13 protein-coding genes and 1 tRNA gene are annotated in these 16203 nt (G+C 65.1%); 3 read left to right on the top strand and 11 right to left on the bottom strand.

The annotated features are described in order from the left end of the window. The first annotated feature begins 2 nt into the window (after positions 1–2). Genes H4O11_RS11875 through H4O11_RS11865 form a run of 3 tightly spaced genes read left to right on the top strand, consistent with a single transcriptional unit; the run spans position 3 to position 2171 of the window. Complete coding sequence (locus H4O11_RS11875) at positions 3–317, top strand: hypothetical protein (protein ID WP_182339639.1); 315 nt, start codon at positions 3–5, stop codon at positions 315–317. Beyond that, positions 317–580 (top strand): hypothetical protein, encoded by a 264-nt coding sequence (locus H4O11_RS11870; RefSeq protein WP_182339638.1) that lies wholly within the window; start codon positions 317–319, stop codon positions 578–580. The genes H4O11_RS11875 and H4O11_RS11870 overlap by 1 nt, the downstream gene beginning before the upstream one ends. Before the next feature lie 10 nt (positions 581–590). Continuing rightward, positions 591–2171 carry a PepSY-associated TM helix domain-containing protein gene (locus tag H4O11_RS11865; RefSeq protein ID WP_182339637.1) on the top strand — a complete coding sequence of 527 codons (1581 nt, stop codon included), beginning with the start codon at positions 591–593 and terminating at the stop codon, positions 2169–2171. 69 nt (positions 2172–2240) lie between these two features. On the opposite strand, the gene H4O11_RS11860 is transcribed toward H4O11_RS11865, so the two are convergent. The 11 genes from H4O11_RS11860 to H4O11_RS11810 all read right to left on the bottom strand — a co-directional run bounded on the left by H4O11_RS11860 (position 2241) and on the right by H4O11_RS11810 (position 16198). Further along, positions 2241–3434 carry a glycoside hydrolase family 18 protein gene (locus H4O11_RS11860; protein WP_182339636.1) on the bottom strand — a complete coding sequence of 398 codons (1194 nt, stop codon included), beginning with the start codon at positions 3432–3434 and terminating at the stop codon, positions 2241–2243. A 138-nt stretch (positions 3435–3572) separates the two neighbouring features. After that, positions 3573–5681 carry a polyribonucleotide nucleotidyltransferase gene (gene pnp / locus H4O11_RS11855; protein ID WP_182339635.1) on the bottom strand — a complete coding sequence of 703 codons (2109 nt, stop codon included), beginning with the start codon at positions 5679–5681 and terminating at the stop codon, positions 3573–3575. 147 nt (positions 5682–5828) lie between these two features. Next, positions 5829–6089, bottom strand: a complete 261-nt coding sequence (rpsO, locus tag H4O11_RS11850) for a 30S ribosomal protein S15 (protein WP_182339634.1) — start codon at positions 6087–6089, stop codon at positions 5829–5831. 170 nt (positions 6090–6259) lie between these two features. Further along, complete coding sequence (gene truB, locus H4O11_RS11845; protein ID WP_182339633.1) at positions 6260–7168, bottom strand: tRNA pseudouridine(55) synthase TruB; 909 nt, start codon at positions 7166–7168, stop codon at positions 6260–6262. Positions 7169–7291: 123 nt separating this feature from the next. Continuing rightward, positions 7292–7675 (bottom strand): 30S ribosome-binding factor RbfA, encoded by a 384-nt coding sequence (gene rbfA / locus H4O11_RS11840; RefSeq protein WP_182339632.1) that lies wholly within the window; start codon positions 7673–7675, stop codon positions 7292–7294. 92 nt (positions 7676–7767) lie between these two features. Further along, a complete protein-coding gene (infB, locus tag H4O11_RS11835) occupies positions 7768–10410 on the bottom strand; it encodes a translation initiation factor IF-2 (protein ID WP_182339631.1) in 2643 nt (880 codons plus the stop codon). A gap of 92 nt (positions 10411–10502) precedes the next feature. Next, positions 10503–12014 carry a transcription termination factor NusA gene (gene nusA / locus H4O11_RS11830; RefSeq protein ID WP_182339630.1) on the bottom strand — a complete coding sequence of 504 codons (1512 nt, stop codon included), beginning with the start codon at positions 12012–12014 and terminating at the stop codon, positions 10503–10505. 4 nt (positions 12015–12018) lie between these two features. Beyond that, a complete protein-coding gene (gene rimP, locus H4O11_RS11825) occupies positions 12019–12603 on the bottom strand; it encodes a ribosome maturation factor RimP (protein ID WP_182339629.1) in 585 nt (194 codons plus the stop codon). Positions 12604–12992: 389 nt separating this feature from the next. Further along, a tRNA-Met gene (locus H4O11_RS11820) sits at positions 12993–13069 on the bottom strand. Between the two features lie 123 nt (positions 13070–13192). Then, complete coding sequence (nuoN, locus tag H4O11_RS11815; RefSeq protein WP_182339628.1) at positions 13193–14653, bottom strand: NADH-quinone oxidoreductase subunit NuoN; 1461 nt, start codon at positions 14651–14653, stop codon at positions 13193–13195. Between the two features lie 36 nt (positions 14654–14689). Further along, positions 14690–16198 (bottom strand): NADH-quinone oxidoreductase subunit M, encoded by a 1509-nt coding sequence (locus H4O11_RS11810; RefSeq protein ID WP_182339627.1) that lies wholly within the window; start codon positions 16196–16198, stop codon positions 14690–14692. Positions 16199–16203 lie beyond the last annotated feature (5 nt).

Genomic DNA, 16203 nt, shown 5'->3' with positions numbered 1-16203 from the left:
CGATGACCGTTCCCACCATCGGCCTGTCCTCATTGGGCTTCTGCACGCTGGCCCTGCTGGCCACGCTGCTGTCGGCCATTGCCTTCTATGCGGCCTCGCCGCATTGCCGCTGGCCACGCCTGCGCCGCGCTGGCCGGCTGGGGCGTGAGGTCGGCACCGTTGCCGCAGCCGCCTCGCTGTGGCTTTGGATGGCCAATCTCGGCGTGGGTGCGGGGCTGGTGGTGATGCTGTGCAGTTGGATGGCCGCAGCGATGCTGCTGCCGTGCCTGGCCGCATGGCATCGGCCGCTCACCGCGCCGGCGCGGGAGCGACGCTGATGTGGTCGCGCGCGCTTGCCGGCCTGGTGGCAGGCTTCCTGCTGGCTGCCGCGGCCACCGGCCTGGTGGCCTGGTTGCCGCCCGGCCCATGGCCTACCGCCCTGGTGCCGAGCCTGATCGCTTTCATCCCGTTCTGGATGCTGGCCGCGGTGTGGGCTTTCAGCTTCCGCAACGGCCTGCGTGCCTGGGCCGGCATGGGCGCCAGTGCACTGGGGGGCTTCCTGTTGTTATGGCTGCTGCGCCTGTCCGGCGCAGTGCAATGAGATCGCCCGCATGAAATTTTCCTCGCAGACCCTGCGCACCTTCACCACGCTGCATACGTGGGTCGGCCTGGTGGCCGGCTTCGCGCTGTTCGTCGCCTTCTATGCCGGCGCCCTGACCGTGTTCCATCACGATGTGCCGCTGTGGCAGACGCCGCAGGCCGTGGACGCGGCACCGGCCACGCTGGCCGATGCGCAGCGCCTGCTGGACGGTGTCCTGGAACGCCATCCCGCCGCGCGCAACCACCTCGGCATGACCTTCCCCGGTGGCGACCATCCACAGCCCATCGCGTACTGGCAGGACGCCGCCAGCATCTGGCAGTACGCCTGGCTGGACCACTACGATGGCAGCGTGACGCCTCCGCAGGCGGGCCTGGCCGAACTGGTCAACGAACTGCATTACACGCTTGGGCTGCCGGTGGCCGGCATCTACCTGATGGGCATCGTCAGCCTGCTGTATGGCGTGGCGCTGCTGAGCGGGCTGGTGATCCACCTGCCGAAGCTGGCCGGCGATCTGTTCGCGCTGCGCCCGGGACGCAACCTCAAGCAGTTCTGGCAGGACGCACACAACGTGGTCGGCGTGCTCAGCCTGCCGTTCCACCTGATGTTCGCCGTCACCGGTGCGCTGCTGTGCCTGGTATTCATCCAGATGGCGCTGCTCAATCCACTGGTATACGACGGCAAGCTGATGCAGGCGGTGCCAGCGGCGATGGACACCGCGCCGGTGCGCGCGGCCACCGGTGTCGCGGGCAATCCGGTGAACCTGGCCGAACTGCACGCCCGCTCGCTGCAGGTAGCCCGCGACCAAGGCATACAAGGCTTCGAACCGGCGTACCTGAAACTGGCCAATGCCGGCGACGCCAACGCCACCATCGAGATTACCGGCGAATCGGAAGGCACCCTCGGACCGGCTGGCGCGGTGGCGTTCGACGTGGGCAGCGGCGCGCTGCTGGCCAGCCAGTTGCCGGGCCAGCGCGACGCCAACCATGCCACGCTCAGCGCCGCCTATGCGTTGCATTTCGGCGAGTTCGGCAACGGCGTGGTGGCCTGGCTGTATTTCCTGCTGGGCCTGGGCGGTGCCTTCCTGTTCTATTCCGGCAACCTGCTGTGGATCGAATCACGCCGCAAGCGGCGACAGGTGCAGCAGGGGCGCGCGCAGGTGAACATGGCGCGGGCCACGGTCGGCGTATGCATCGGCCTGGTGGTGGCGATCTCGGCGGCATTCGTCGCCGCCCAGGTGCTGGAACGGTTCGCTCCCCAGGCGGTCGATGCCGGCATCCGCTGGGTGTGTTTCCTCGCCTGGGGCGGGTGCGCCCTGTGGGCCGCCCTTCGACGCCCCGCACAGGCGGCGCGCGAGCTGCTGTGGGCTGCGGCAATGGTCACCGCACTGGTGCCGGTGGCGCATGGCGCACTCACCGGCTACTGGTGGTGGACCAGCGCTGGCCACGGTTACTGGCCACTGTTCTGGGTGGATGCGGTAGCGCTGGCGATGGCATTCGGCTTTGCGGTACTGGCGCGCGCCACCGCGCGGCGCGCGCGCGACGGTGACCCCCACAGCGTCTGGGCCGACCCAAAAGGGGACGGAGGGGATTAAGTCGCTTTCCCCCTGCCCTGCCCGCCCGTACCCACACACATCTGGCCTGCGATCCAGGCCGGAAACGACTTAATCCCCTCCGTCCCCTTTTGGGTCGTAGGGGGACAGCATGGCGTCCAGCAGGCTGGCCTGTTCGTCATCTCCGGTCAGTTCCCACATGAACACACCGCGCAGGCCTTCGCTGTGGGCGTAGTGCGAGCGGATGGCGATCGAACGCGGGTCTTCGTAGCTGATGAAGACCTTCTCGCCGGCGTTGTACAGCCACGGGCTCTGCGCCTGCGGCTGCCAATGGCTGGCCCAACCCGGCTGGCCCAGGTAACGCGCCTTGATCAACCGCCAGTCGCCGGCGTCGGCCGGTGCGCTGTACGCCTGGAACAGGCCGTCGGGCGCATCACCGGCCACCTTGAAACCACGCCCATAGAACGGCACGCCCAGCACCAGCTTGTCGGTCGGGACACCATGCCCGCGGTAATACTGCACGGCACCGGCGACGTTGTTCCAGCGCCGCAAGGATGGCTCCAGTGGATCACCGTCGACCGCGTTGAGCGGCGCGTTGAAGGTGGACACGGAGGAGAAGCCGGTGCCCATGTCGTAGCTCATCAGGTTGATGAAATCGAACACCTTGGCCAGTGCCGGCAGGTCATAGCTTGCCGCCGGGTCATACGGGCCACCCGTCTGCAGGCGACCGGCAGCCAACGCTGCTGTCAGCAGCATTGGCTGCCCGACCTTGCGGCCACGTGCATCCAGCGCAGCACGGAAGTCCTGCGCCAGACGGGTCAGGTTGTCGCGGTCCTGCGGGCGATGGACGATCTCCTCCGGCCCACCGCTGACGGGGAATTCCCAGTCGATGTCCACGCCGTCGAACGTGCCGGCATGGTGGTCGAAAAACAGCGCCATGCACGAATCGACGAAACGCTTGCGGCTGGCCTCGGTCAGTGCAGCATCGGAAAAGCCGCCGGCACCCCAGCCCCCTATGGAGATCAGCGTACGCAGGTGTGGGTGCGCATGCTTCAGCTCGGCCAGCGCGGTGAAGTTCGCCGGCGCTTCGTCACCGACGATGCAGCGCCCGTCCTTGATGGTGGAAAAGGCATAGAACAGATGGGTCAACCGGTCGGCTGGAATTGCCGAGACGGGGTAGCGCGGGGCAGAACCGCCCGGATAGTAGGCGCCCAGCACGGTAGGCGCCCTTTCCGCAGCCGTCGCGGCAAGGGGCACGACGCTGGCAAGCAGCACGACGAGTACAGCCGCAGTCTGACGGAACATGGGAGCTTCCCGGTTGAAGGCCCGGCCACGTTAGCAAAAGTCGCCGGACATGGCCCGGCGCTGCCAGCGCATTGCAACGAGGCAAAGAAAAAGCGGGCACAAGGCCCGCTTCTTCATTCCAGCATGGGCAGCAGCCGATTACTCGGCAACCACGCCCTCGCCTTCTTCGACGGCCTTCATCGACAGGCGGATACGGCCCTGCTTGTCGACTTCCAGCACCTTGACCTTGACTACATCGCCTTCCTTCAGCTTGTCGCCGACCTTTTCCACGCGCTCGCTGGAAATCTGCGAGACGTGCACCAGGCCGTCCTTGCCCGGCAGGATGGTCACGAACGCACCGAAGTCCATGATCTTGGCGACCTTGCCTTCGTAGATGCGGCCCGGCTCGACGTCCGAGGTGATCTGCTCGATGCGGGCCTTGGCAGCCTGCGCAGCGATGGCATTGACCGAAGCGATGACGATGGTGCCGTCATCCTGGATGTCGATCTGGGTGCCGGTTTCCTTGGTGATGGCCTGGATGGTCGAGCCGCCCTTGCCGATCACTTCGCGGATCTTGTCCGGGTGGATCTTGATGGTCAGCAGGCGCGGGGCATAATCCGAGAGTTCCTGGCGCGGCGCGGACAGGCCGTTGGCCATTTCGCCCAGGATGTGCAGACGGCCAGCCTTGGCCTGCTGCAGTGCCTGCTTCATGATCTCTTCGGTGATGCCTTCGATCTTGATGTCCATCTGCAGGGCGGAGATGCCCTCGGCAGTACCGGCCACCTTGAAGTCCATGTCGCCCAGGTGGTCTTCGTCACCCAGGATGTCGGACAGGACGACGAAACGCTCGCCTTCCTTGACCAGGCCCATGGCGATACCGGCCACCGGCGACTTGACCGGCACGCCGGCGTCCATCAGGGCCAGCGAGGAACCGCAGACCGAGGCCATCGACGAGGAGCCGTTCGACTCGGTGATTTCCGACACGACGCGGATGGTGTACGGGAAGGCTTCCAGCGACGGCATCACGGCCAGCACGCCGCGCTTGGCCAGGCGGCCGTGGCCGATTTCGCGGCGCTTCGGTCCCATCATGCGGCCACACTCACCCACCGAATAGGGGGGGAAGTTGTAATGGAACAGGAAATTTTCCTTGTACTCACCGGACACGGCATCGATCACCTGGCCGTCGCGGGCGGTACCCAGCGTGATGGTCACGATGGCCTGCGTTTCACCGCGGGTGAACAGCGAAGAACCGTGGGTACGCGGCAGGATGCCGGTCTTCACGGAGATCGGGCGGACGGTGTCCAGCGCACGGCCATCGATGCGGACCTTGGTGTCCAGCACCGAGTTGCGCATGGTGCTGTACTCCAGCTCGCCGAACTCCTTCGACAGCTCGGCCGGGTTCCAGCCTTCGGCGGCAACACGGCCCGCCAGGGACTCGACCACGTCCTTCTTGATCGCCGAAATGGCGTCGCGACGCTGCAGCTTGTCACGCACCTGGAAAGCCTCGCCCAGGCGCGGGCCGACGGCTTCCTGCAGGGCGCTGATCAGCACATCGTTCTTCGCCGGGGCCACCCAGGTCGACGGCTTGGTGCCGGCTTCGGTGACCAGCTCGTTGATGATGTGGATGACCTTCTGCATCTCGCGGTGACCGAAGGTCACGGCGCCCAGCATCACGTCTTCGGACAGCAGCGCGGCTTCGGATTCAACCATCAGCACGGCATTGGAGGTACCGGCGACAACCAGTTCCAGCTCCGAATCCTTCAGTTCGGTCACGGTCGGGTTGAGGAGGTACTCACCGTTCTTGTAACCCACCTTGGCGGCGGCGATCGGACCCTTGAACGGGGTGCCGGCCAGGGCCAGCGCGGCGGAGGCACCGATCAGTGCCGGGATGTCGCCGTCGATGTCCGGGTTCAACGACATGACGGTGGCGATGATCTGCACTTCGTTCTTGTAGTCTTCCGGGAACAGCGGACGGATCGGACGATCGATCAGGCGCGAGATCAGCGTTTCCTTCTCGGTCGCGCGGCCTTCACGCTTGAAGAAGCCACCCGGGATACGGCCACCGGCGTAGAACTTCTCCTGATAATCGACGGTCAGCGGGAAGAAGTCCTGGCCCTCACGCGCGCTCCTTGCGGCAACGGCGGAGACCAGCAGCACGGTGTCGTCGAACTTGACGATCACGGCACCGCCGGCCTGGCGGGCGATTTCGCCGGTCTCAAGCGTGACGGTGTGTTTGCCGTACTGGAAGGTTTTGGTGATTTTTGCCACGGAGGGTGTCCTTGGAGATGCTGTTCGCGAATGGACCAACGTCGACCCGTGCCGCCGTTGGGTGACCGGTCGTTCCGGTCCGGATGCGTATTACGGTGCTACAAAACAAAACCGCGGCGCATCGCTGCGCCGCGGGGGATTCGTTGCTTAGCGACGCAGGCCAAGCTTTTCGATCAAGCCTTTGTAACGCACGACGTCCTTCTTCTTCAGGTAGTCGAGCAGGCTGCGGCGACGGTTGACCATCTGCAGCAGGCCACGGCGGCTGTGGTGATCCTTCTTGTGGGTCTTGAAGTGGCCGGTCAGCAGTTCGATGCGGGCGGTCAGCAGGGCGACCTGGACTTCCGGGGAACCGGTGTCGGCGGCGCTGCGCTTGTTATCTTCAATGACCTTCTGGGTGTCGATCGACATATCTTTTCTCTTGAGATGCGGGGCCAGCAGGAACGCATGCACGCACCGCTTGGCTCGCCGTAGGCTGATGATGGACCTGCAGGGCGCAGGTTACCCCTGAAAGGGCCGCAAAATTGTAACGGGAGCAGCCTCCAGGAACAAGGACCGGGACTGAACAGTCCCGGGGGACGTCACAGGTTGAACCGCCGCTGGGACGCCAGCAGGCCGCTTTCGTCGACCCGGCCCAGGCCGCGCACGCCACCGGCCGCGTCGTATACCGCCACCACCCCGGCCGGCCAGGACGAATCGCGCAGCCGTTGGCCCATGCAGAAGCGCTCGGCCTGCCCGGCATCCAGATCTACCCGCGGGTAGCCGACCAGGCCAGCGGCCAGCGGCAGCAGCAGCCGGTCCATGCCATTTTCGTCACCTGCTTCGGCCAGGGCACGCAGCTGGTCCAGGCTGACCATCGCCGGTTCAGCAAATGGCTCCACCCACAGCCTGCGCAGGGCGCTGATATGCGCGCCACACCCAAGTGCCTCGCCAAGATCCCGGGCGATGCTGCGGATATAGGTTCCCGAGCCACAGGTAACCCGCAGCCGCAGGCGTTCGGGCTGCTGCTCCAGGACCTCGATGGCCTGCACGTGGACCTCACGTTCGGGGGCCTCGATGGCATCGCCGCGGCGCGCCTTCACGTAGAGCGGCTCGCCGCCCTGCTTGAGTGCCGAATAGATCGGCGCACGCTGGCGGATGCGGCCGGTCAGGGCGGCCAGCGCAGCCTGCAACGCATCGGCAGCGATGGCCGGCACCGGACGCTGCATCAGCACCTGGCCTTCGGCATCATCGGTGTCGGTGGTCTGGCCCAGCACGATGTCCGCGTCATAGGCCTTGGCCGATCCCAGCAACAGGCCGGCGATCTTGGTCGCTTCGCCAAAGCACAGCGGCAACAGGCCGGTGGCCAGCGGGTCCAGGCTGCCGGTATGTCCCCCCTTCTCGGCGCGGAACAGGCGTCGTGCCACCTGCAGGGCAGCGTTGGAACTCATGCCGGTCGGCTTGTCGAGCAGCAGGATGCCGTCCAGGCGACGGAATTGGATACGGGTCATGGTAATAAGTATCGGCGGATACCGCCGGTAGCGCCGGGCCATGCCCGGCGAGCGCGCAGCGCGGCCTGCATCAGGCATCGCGTTGCCGGAATGGAAAGACGCCGGGCATGGCCCGGCGCTACCTTATTCTTCGTCGCTCTCGCGACGCTTCTCGGCGGCCACGGTATCGGGCAGCTCGCGCAGCAGGTTGTCGATGCGCTCGCCGCGGTCCACCGAATCGTCGTAATGGAAATGCAGCTCCGGTACGTGGCGCAGCTTCATCGCCCGCGCCAGTTCCATGCGCAGGTTCCAGGCCAGTTCCTTCAGGCCCTTCATCGCCTCGTCGGAACGTTCTGGCATCAGCGCGGTGACGAAGATCTTGGCATGGGCCATGTCGCGGGTGATTTCCACATCGGACACGCTCACCGAGGGCAACCCGTGTTCACGCACGGCGTTGTGCACCAGGGTGCCGAGTTCGCGGCGGATCTGGGCGGATACACGGTCGGTTCGATGGAAAGTCTTGGGCACGCGGTCTGGCTCTTTTATTTGGGGTGGCGACAGCAGTCTGGCGGGGAAGCCTGAAAGCAGGACCGGGCCTTTCGGCCCGGTCCCTTGCAGCGTTACAGGGTGCGCGGCACTTCGATACGCTCGAAGCACTCGATCTGGTCACCCGGCTTGACGTCGTTGTAGGCCTTCACGCCGATACCGCATTCGGTACCGTTGCGGACTTCCTCGACGTTCTCCTTGAAGCGGCGCAGCGATTCCAGCTCGCCCTCGAACACCACGACGCTGTCGCGGAGCACGCGGATCGGCTTGTTACGCTTGACGACGCCTTCCACGATCATGCAGCCGGCAACGGCACCGAACTTCGAGCTGCGGAAGACATCGCGGACATCGGCGATACCGATGATCTCTTCGCGGATCTCCACGCCCAGCAGGCCGGACGCCACCTGCTTCACCTGATCGATCACGTCATAGATGATCGAGAAGTAACGCAGGTCCACGCCGTTGGATTCAATGATGCGACGGGCCGAAGCATCCGCACGTACGTTGAAACCGATGACGGTGGCCTTCGAAGCGACCGCCGAATTGGCGTCCGATTCGGTGATGCCGCCCACGCCGGAGTGGATCACGTTGATGCGGATGTCATCGTTGGACAGGCCGACCAGCGCCTGGCTGAGCGCCTGCACCGAACCCTGCACGTCAGCCTTGATGACCAGGTTGAGCACCTGCTGGCCCTCGCCCTTGCCCAGCTGGGCCATGATGTCTTCCATGCGGCTGCCAGCGGACTGCACCAGGCGCGATTCACGGCGCTTGGTTTCGCGCTGCTGCGCAACGTCCTTGGCCAGGCGCTCGTCTTCGACCACGACGAAGTCATCGCCTGCTTCCGGCACGCCGGAAAGACCCAGCACCTGCACCGGGATGGACGGACCCGCCTGGTCAGGCTGCTTGCCGGTTTCATCGAACAGTGCGCGCACGCGACCGTACTGGATACCGCAGACCAGGTAGTCGCCCTTCTTCAGCGAGCCCTGCTGCACCAGTACCGTTGCGACCGGGCCACGGCCCTTGTCCAGCGACGATTCGATCACCACGCCGCTGGCGCGGCCATCGGCCACCGCCTTCAGCTCCAGCAGCTCGGCCTGGATGGAAATGGCGTCCAGCAGGTTGTCGATGCCGGTACCGGCCTTGGCCGAGATCTCCACCATCTGGATGTCGCCACCGAAGTCTTCGGAGACGACCTGCTCACCGAGCAGCTCGTTCTTGACCCGCATCGGATCGGCGCCGGACTTGTCGATCTTGTTGATCGCCACGATCAGCGGCACGTTCGCCGAACGCGCGTGCTGGATCGCTTCCTTGGTCTGCGGCATGACGCCGTCATCGGCGGCCACGACCAGCACCACGATGTCGGTCAGCTTGGCGCCACGGGCACGCATCGAGGTGAAGGCAGCATGGCCCGGGGTATCCAGGAAGCTGATCACGCCCTTCGGCGTCTCGACGTGGTACGCGCCGATGTGCTGGGTGATGCCGCCGGCTTCGCCGGTGGCGACCTTGGTGCGGCGGATGTAATCCAGCAGCGAGGTCTTGCCGTGGTCGACGTGACCCATGATGGTGACCACCGGCGGGCGCGCCACAGCCTCGCTGCGCTCTTCGCCAGTGGCGGCCAGCAGCGCTTCTTCGACGTCGTCATTGCCGGCACGGACCACGACATGGCCGAGCTCTTCGGTGACCAGCGCCGCTGTGTCGTGGTCGATGGTCTGGGTGATGGTGGCCATCACGCCCATCTTGAACAGCGCCTTCACCACCTCGCCGCCCTTCAGCGCGAGTTTCTGCGCCAGGTCCGCGACGGTGATGGTTTCGCCGATCGCCACTTCACGCACGACCGGTGCGGTCGGCCGCTCGAAGGCATGCGGACCACTGTTGTTGCTGCCGCGCATGTCACGGCGGCCGGACTGCGGACGGCTGCCCGGACGGCCACGGTTGTTGCTGTTGCTGTTGCCACGACGCGCACGGTCGGCTGCCGACAGGTGCATCTGACCGGCGAAACGATCGCCACCGGGGCGATCGGTGCGCGCGGCACCGCGGTTGTTGCGGTCGTCGGAACGCGGCGGCGCAGCGCCCCGCGGCGGTGCAGCGGGACCACCGGCCGGCGGCCGTGCGGCGCGCGGCGCGGCCGGTGCAGCAGCGTCGGCGGGGCGTGCGGCCGGACGGCTTGCAGCAGCGGCTTCGGCTGCCTTGGCAGCCACGGCAGCTTCTTCTGCAGCCTTCTTCTCGGCTTCAGCGCGTTCCTTGGCAGCGATTTCCTCTTCGCGCTTGCGCACGATGGCTTCGTCGCGCAGGCGATCCTTCTCCGCCAATGCCGCCTGCTCGTCAAGATTGCGCTGGCGGGATTCCTCCAGCTTGCGCAGGATGTCGGCACGCTCCTCATCCGGGGTCATGCGCGAAGCCGCCTTGTCGTAGGTGCGCTTCTGGCGCACTTCCACGTTCACGGTGGTCTTGCTGCGACCCGCGTTCACCGTCACTTCCTGGTGCTTGCGACGGTTCAGGGTGATCTTCTTGGCAGCCGATTCGGCTTCCTCGACGACCTGCTCGGACTTGCCATGGGCACGGCGAAGGAAGCCAAGCAGCTTCACTTTCTCGGTGCTGGTCACGACCTGGTCGGGACCGCTGAACTTCATGCCGGCACCTGCCAGCTGTTCAAGCAGTTTTTCAACCGGTGTATTGACCAGTTCGGCAAGCTTGCGGATGGTGGTTTGCTGCGACATTCGGATCCTATGATCTTGAGGGCGCCCCCCCGCATATGGAGGTGGCGCGGATTCTACGCCCTGATCGGCTCAGGGCCCTGTTCATTGCCGGCTCATTCGCCGCGTTCCAGTCGGGCGATTTCCTCGGCGCGCGCGGCCAGGATCAGCGCTGCGGCGCGCTCCTGGTCCAGCCCTTCGATGCCGAGCTCCACCACCTCGTCGGCGGCCAGGTCCGACAGGTCCTCACCGGTGCGCACACCATGGCTGGCCAGGGCGTAGGCAGTGACCTCGTCCATGCCTTCCAGGGCCAGCAGGTCGTCGGCGGGGACGCCGTCTTCCAGGCCTTCCTCGACGGCCAGCGCCTCGTTGAGCAGCGCGTCGCGGGCACGAGCGCGCAGTTCTTCGACGATGTCCTCGTCGAAGCCTTCGACGGCCAGCAGTTCGCCAACCGGTACATATGCGATTTCCTCGACCGTGCCGAAGCCTTCGCTGACCAGGATGCCGGCGATCTCCTCGTCCACTTCCAGCTTGTCCATGAACAGCTGGCGTGCGGAGCTCTGCTCGGCCTCGGACTTGGCGGTCACCTGGTCCTGGGTCATCACGTTGAGCTGCCAGCCGGTCAGGCGACTGGCCAGGCGCACGTTCTGGCCCCCCTTGCCGATCGCCTGGGCCAGGCGGTCTTCCGCCACGGCCAGGTCCATCGAGTGCTTGTCTTCATCGACGATGATCGACTGCACTTCCGCCGGCGCCATCGCGTTGATGACGAAGTTTGCCGGGTTGTCGTTCCACAGCACGATGTCCACGCGCTCGCCATTGAGCTCGTTGGACACGGCCTGCACGCGCGAACCGCGCATGCCGATGCAGGCACCGATCGGATCGGTGCGGGTATCGTGGGCCAGCACGGCGATCTTGGCGCGGTCGCCCGGGTCACGGGCGCAGGCCTTGATTTCCACCAGGCCCTGGCCGACTTCCGGCACTTCCAGCTTGAACAGCTCGATCATGAACTCCGGCGCGGCGCGGCTGATGAACAGCTGCGGACCACGCGGCTCGGAGCGCACTTCGGCCAGGTAGCCGCGCACACGGTCGCCGGCACGCAGCACGTCGCGCGGAATGCCCTTGTCCTTCGGGATGAAGCCTTCGGCATTGCCACCGAGGTCCACGTAGATGTTGCCGCGCTCGGCACGCTTGACCACGCCGGTGATCAGCTCGCCCACGCGATCCTTCCAGGCATCGACCACCTGCTGGCGCTCGGCTTCGCGCACGCGCTGCACGATGACCTGCTTCGCCGCCTGGGCGGCGATGCGGCCAAAATCAGGGTTTTCGATCTGCTCTTCGACGAAATCGCCGACTTCGACACCTTCGGCCTCGTCGATGGCATCCATCAGGCGGATCTGGCGGTCCGGGGACTCCATGACCACGTCGTCAGCCACCACTTCCCAGCGGCGGAACGTTTCGTAGGTGCCGTCCTTGTGGTCGATGGCCACCCGCGCCAGCACTTCCTCATCGGGATAACGCTTCTTCGCGGCCGAAGCCAGCGCGGCCTCGATCGCGTCGAAAATAACTTCGCGGGGCACGCCTTTTTCGTTGGCGACCGCGTCAACTACCAGCAGAAGTTCCTTGCTCATTGGCTCACTCCGCGCGCGGCTTCTTGGCCGCAGGCTCGTTGGATGGATTCTTGTTCGGCTTCGGACGCTTGGCCGGACCGGTGGGCTTGCTCGGGGCCAGCCCCAGCGCCACCCAGTCGGGCATGATGCGTGCCTTGTCGATGTTGTCGGCCGACACCACCAGCGTGGCGTTGTCGACCGTGAAGCTGATCGTGCCCTGTTCCGCATCGACCGCGTCGATACGACCCTGCAGGCGGCGACGGTTTTCCTGCGGAAGCTTCAACTGCACCTTGGCGTTCTGCCCCAGGTGCTGGCCGAACTGCTGCAGGTTGAACAGCGGGCGATCCACGCCGGGCGAAGAGACCTCCAGCGTGTAATTGCCGCTGATCGGATCTTCCACGTCCATCTGCGCGGACACTTCGCGGCTCACGCGCTCACAGTCTTCGACGTTGATGATGCGCTCGTCCTGCTCGGCGATCAGTACGTCGATGTACAGACGCAGCGTAGCGCCGCCGGGTGCAGGCAGATACTCGACGCCCAGCAGCTCCAGGCCCAGCGCATCGACGGTGGGGCCGAGCAGATTCGCGATTTCAGTTGCCTTGTCGCTCACAGCCTGCCTTGTTTCTGTAGAGCCGGGCCATGCCCGGCTGGGTTTCTGTAGAGCCGGGCCAAGCCCGGCTGGAAAACAAAGTGATCGAGCCAGTACGCCGACCCCTTTCCGGAAACGAAAAAGGGCCCGCTGGGCCCCTTGTCCGGTAGAAATCCGGTCATTGGATTCCGGCCGCAGGGCGCGCTGACGCGATCCCCTGCGAAGCCCAGCTTCTGGTCGAAGCCGGTGGCGGGATGATCGCACTCGATACAGAGCCAACCATCAGATATACCGCCAGCCCGCTGATGATAGACCTTGCACCGGGTTGGTGCAAGGTGCGCGGCACCCGCCCGGGCAGCAACGAAAAAAGCGACCCCGTTTCCGGAATCGCCTTTCGTCTGATGCCTAGTTGGTAGCGGGGGCAGGATTTGAACCTGCGACCTTCGGGTTATGAGCCCGACGAGCTGCCAGACTGCTCCACCCCGCATCAGAAGTGGTTGAATTGCTGCCTCCGCCAGGGAGGCCTCTTGCAACGATGTTCTGGCAGAACCGCTGCAGTCACAACTCAGGAAACGAATATTACACGAATTGCGCAGGTTTGTATCGTTTTTTACGAAATATGTGCAAACGCCTGCTGGCACCACACCATGATCGGGTTCCAGGCCACGCCCAGCGCCAGCAGCGCCAGCGCATTCACGCCCAGCACCACGCCCAGTACACGATCGTCGTTGCGCGGCAGTGGCTCCCCGACCGGCTCATCGAAGTACATGACCTTGATCACGCGCAGGTAGTAGAACGCACCCACCACGGCACACAGCACGCCCAGGATCGCCAGCCACAGCATGCCGCCATTGACCGCAGCACCCAGCACCGCCAGTTTGGTCCAGAAGCCCAGGAACGGCGGGATGCCGGCCATCGACGCCATGATGCACAGGATCAGCGCAGCCATCCACGGGTTACGGGCGTTCAGGCCCTTGTAGTCGTCGATGTTCTCCGCCTCGAAGCCATGGCGGGACATGGCGATGATCGCACCGAAGGCCGCGGTGGACATGATCGCGTAGCTGAGCGCGTAGAACAGCGCGGCCGCATAACCCTGCTCGCCGCCGCCGGCGATGCCCATCAGCAGGAAGCCGATGTGCGATACGGTGGAGAACGCCAGCATGCGCTTGAGGTTGTGCTGGGCAATGGCCATCAGGTTGCCGATCACCAGTGACAGCGCGGCAAGCGCGCCAACCAGCAGCTTCCACTCATCCGACAGCGGACCCACGCCGACTTCCAGCAGGCGGTAGGCCATGCCGAATGCCGCCAGCTTCGGTGCCGAACTGATGAACAGGGCGATCGGTGCCGGGGCGCCCTGGTACACGTCGGGCAGCCACATATGGAACGGGGCAGCGCCAAGCTTGAAGGCCACGCCGGCGATCATGAACACCGCGCCGGTCAGCAGCAGCATGCGCTCTTCCGAATGCGGAATGGCGGCATTGATGACGTCCAGGTGCAGCGAACCGGTAGCGCCATAGATCAACGACATGCCGTACAGCAGCAGGCCGGAAGCTAGCGAGCCCAGCACGATGTACTTCATCGCCGCTTCCGACGCCAGGCCATTCTCACGGTTGCTGGCCACCAGGGCGTAGGAGCACAGGGCCAGCAGTTCCAGCCCCAGGTAGACCATCAGCAGGCTGCCGGCGGATACCAGGATCATCATGCCGGCGGTGGCGAACAGCACCAGTACCGGAATCTCGCCCTGGAACAGATCGCGCTCGCGCAGGTAGCTCCAGCCATAGACCAGGCTGAGCCCGCTGCACAGTACGATCACCACCTTCATCACATCGGCGGCGGTGTCACGCACGAACATGCCGTGGAAGACCTCGCCCTGCCCGCCCGTGCCGGTCGCCAGCATGACCAGCACTACGGCCAGCGCAGCCAGCGAGAACAGGTGGGTGATGAGTTTGTTCTGCTTGCTGACAAACAGATCGAGGATCATCAGGGCGAAGGCGCTCGCAACCAGCACCAGCTCGGGGGCGAGCGGCGGCAGGTCGGCAGCGGTCAGTGGCAGCAACGGCGAGGTGGTCATTATCAAATCCTGGAATCAGTTCGCTCGGCGGGCCGATCAGAGCAGCTTGCTGGAGGCGATCTGCATCGCCAGCTTGGCGATCGACGGCTCCATCAGGTCGGTCAGCGGCTTGGGGTAGATGCCCAGGGCCAGTACGCCAATGGCGAACACGCCCAGCACCAGCCATTCGCGGCCGTTGATGTCCTTCAGTTCGGCGACGTGTGCATTGGCCACTTCGCCGAAGAAGATACGCTTGTACAGCCACAGGGTGTACGCAGCGCCGATGATCAGCGTGGTGGCGGCGCCCAGGGCGATCCACGGATTACGCTGGAACGCGGCCATGATGATCATGAACTCGCCGGCGAAACCCGAGGTGCCCGGCAGGCCCGCATTGGCCATGAAGAACAGCATGGCGAAGGTGGCGAACCAAGGCATCACATTGACCACGCCGCCGTAATCGGCGATGCGGCGGCTGTGCATGCGGTCGTACAGCACACCCACGCAGGAGAACATCGCACCGGACACGAAACCGTGCGAAATCATCTGCACCATCGCACCCTGCAGGCCCAGGCGGGCCGCATCGACGTTGCCGGCTTCACGCACCAGCCACAGGGCGATGAAGGTGCCCAGGGTGACAAAGCCCATGTGCGCGATCGACGAATAAGCAATCAGCTTCTTCATGTCGTCCTGCACCAGGGCGACCAGGCCGACGTAGATCACCGCGATCAGCGACAGCGCGATCACCAGCCACGCCCACTCCTGCGACGCGTCAGGGACGATCGGCAGGTTGAAGCGCAGGAAACCGTAGCCACCGATCTTCAGCGCGATGGCAGCCAGGATCACCGAACCGGCGGTCGGCGCTTCCACGTGCGCGTCCGGCAGCCAGGTATGCACCGGGAACATCGGTACCTTGACCGCGAAGGCGATCAGGAAGGCGAAGAAGATCCAGGTCTGCTCGGTGGCGCTCAGCTGCAGCGCGTACAGATCGGCCAGCTGGAAGCTGCCGCCCTTCAGGTACAGGTACACCAGCGCCACCAGCATCAGCACCGAGCCGAGGAAGGTGTAGAGGAAGAACTTCAGCGCGGCATAGATGCGGCGCGGGCCGCCCCATACACCGATGATCAGGAACATCGGGATCAGCATCGCTTCGAAGAACACGTAGAACAGCATCGCGTCGGTCGCGGCGAAGATGCCGACGGTGACGCCTTCCAGGATCAGGAAGGCCGCCACGTACTGGTTCACCCGCTTGTCGATGGCACTCCAGGCACCGATCAGGGCAAGCACGCTGACCAGCGTGGTCAACGCGATCAACGCGATGGCGATGCCGTCCACGCCCAGGTTGTAGCCGATGTCGTACGCCGGGATCCAGGCGCGGGTTTCGACGAACTGCAATGCGTCGATGCCCGGGTCGTAACCGGTGAGCAGCGGGATGCTCAGGGCGAAGGTCAGCAGCGCAACGCCCAGCGACGCCCAACGGGCGGTCTGCGCATCACGGATGGCAAGGACCAGGGCACCACCGATGATCGGCAGCCAGATGAGGACACTAAGTAGGGGCCAGTTCGACACGTTTT

The sequence above is a fragment of the Stenotrophomonas tumulicola genome, from assembly GCF_014117215.1.
Lineage (GTDB): Bacteria > Pseudomonadota > Gammaproteobacteria > Xanthomonadales > Xanthomonadaceae > Stenotrophomonas > Stenotrophomonas tumulicola.
This window is presented reverse-complemented; position numbering and strand designations above follow the sequence as displayed.

Coding starts and splice junctions, on each gene's coding strand:
- H4O11_RS11875 (WP_182339639.1), top strand. CDS start 3: ATGACCGTTCCCACCATCGGCCTGTCCTCATTGGGCTTCTGCACGCTG.
- H4O11_RS11870 (WP_182339638.1), top strand. CDS start 317: ATGTGGTCGCGCGCGCTTGCCGGCCTGGTGGCAGGCTTCCTGCTGGCT.
- H4O11_RS11865 (WP_182339637.1), top strand. CDS start 591: ATGAAATTTTCCTCGCAGACCCTGCGCACCTTCACCACGCTGCATACG.
- H4O11_RS11860 (WP_182339636.1), bottom strand. CDS start 3,434: ATGTTCCGTCAGACTGCGGCTGTACTCGTCGTGCTGCTTGCCAGCGTC.
- rpsO (WP_182339634.1), bottom strand. CDS start 6,089: ATGTCGATCGACACCCAGAAGGTCATTGAAGATAACAAGCGCAGCGCC.
- truB (WP_182339633.1), bottom strand. CDS start 7,168: ATGACCCGTATCCAATTCCGTCGCCTGGACGGCATCCTGCTGCTCGAC.
- infB (WP_182339631.1), bottom strand. CDS start 10,410: ATGTCGCAGCAAACCACCATCCGCAAGCTTGCCGAACTGGTCAATACA.
- nusA (WP_182339630.1), bottom strand. CDS start 12,014: ATGAGCAAGGAACTTCTGCTGGTAGTTGACGCGGTCGCCAACGAAAAA.
- nuoN (WP_182339628.1), bottom strand. CDS start 14,653: ATGACCACCTCGCCGTTGCTGCCACTGACCGCTGCCGACCTGCCGCCG.